This window comes from Borrelia sp. A-FGy1 (assembly GCF_014084025.1).
Lineage (GTDB): Bacteria > Spirochaetota > Spirochaetia > Borreliales > Borreliaceae > Borrelia.
The window spans coordinates 1-1,205 of record NZ_CP043718.1 but is presented as its reverse complement, the minus strand read 5'-3'; the positions used below and the strand labels follow the sequence as shown (position 1 = coordinate 1,205).

At 34.1% G+C, this 1,205-nt stretch carries 2 protein-coding genes and 1 pseudogene; 1 reads left to right on the top strand and 2 read right to left on the bottom strand.

Going from position 1 to position 1,205, the window contains the following annotated elements; genetic code table 11:
- The coding region (bdr, locus tag F0310_RS05690; RefSeq protein ID WP_232535995.1) for a Bdr family repetitive protein at nt 1–409 on the bottom strand (409 nt) is incomplete at its 3' end.
- A gap of 136 nt (nt 410–545) precedes the next feature.
- On the opposite strand from bdr, the gene F0310_RS05685 reads away from it, so the two are divergent.
- A complete protein-coding gene (locus F0310_RS05685) occupies nt 546–905 on the top strand; it encodes a hypothetical protein (protein WP_182117992.1) in 360 nt (119 codons plus the stop codon).
- Between the two features lie 20 nt (nt 906–925).
- On the opposite strand, the pseudogene F0310_RS05680 reads toward F0310_RS05685, so the two are convergent.
- Nucleotides 926–1,205: pseudogene (locus tag F0310_RS05680) on the bottom strand (Bdr family repetitive protein); the annotation flags it as partial.

The following is a 1,205-nucleotide window of genomic DNA, read 5'->3' as shown; positions in this document are numbered from 1 at the left end:
TTTCATCTAACTTGCCTATATCACCCTTAAACTCACTTCTTACTCCCTTTATCTCTGCAGAAAGCTCACTTCTTACTGTCTTTATTTCTGCAGAAAGCTCACTTCTTACTTTTTCTACTTTCTCACCTAACTTGCCTATTCTTTCATCTAGCTTCCCTATATCACCCTTAAGCTCACTTCTTACTTTTTCTACTTTTTCATCTAGTTTCCCTATTCCACTCCTAAATTCATCTCTAGTCTTATTCATTTCCTTTTCTAGCTTACTAATGCTACTTTCTAGGTTTTCATATACATAATTTGAACTACGTAGTAGCACGTAATCAATTACATCTTCTGGGAAATCCTTATCAAGAAATACCTGCTTTACATACTCATATCTGGGTTTAGCCTCACGTGCAAGATTACTCATATAACCCTCCTTTACTGCAATTTAAGTACTCTTATTATCTATATTTAACATTCTTAATATCTACTATTAATAGTAACACACATTTTAGATAGTAAGTACTGCTAGATCTGGAACTAATAAAGCTGACCCAGCCTTATTGCCTAACCTTGATCAAGCAATCAGCAAAGTTAATAGCAGCTATGCTTCTGCTAACTCCAATTATTCAGATGCAATAGGTGCTTTAAAAAATGCTAAGAACGATTTTGAGTATGCACAAAGAAAAGCAGATGATGCTTTACAAGAAGCTATGATTAATAGCAATGCTGTAGGCTACCAACATGCTGGCTACCACTATTATATGGCTGATGCTAAAGAAGCAATGGACAGGGCTAAAGGCAGCCTTGAGACTACTAAGCATAAACAAAAATGTCTTAATTCTAATATGCCACAAGCAAATGCAGATTTTGAAGAGTTAAATGAAGCATATGAAGCTGCTTTGCAAGCTACAAAATCTTAGTAAAGAAGACTTACTAATTTCTATTTTTGCAGTAAATACAAAAACATTCCCACTATTGAGGGAATAAATATCCCTAGTATCCAATAAAATGGATATATTAAGCTTTTTATATATTTATTACTTTCGCTTATTGAGTCCTTAAATATCTCCATAAGCTCTTTATGATTTGTATTTACCTTTTCATCTAACTTGCCCACTTTTTCATCTAGCTTCCCTATATCATCCTTAAGCTCACTTCTTACTGTCTTTATCTCTGCAGAAAGCTCACTTCTTACTCCCTTTATCTCTGCAGAAAGCTCA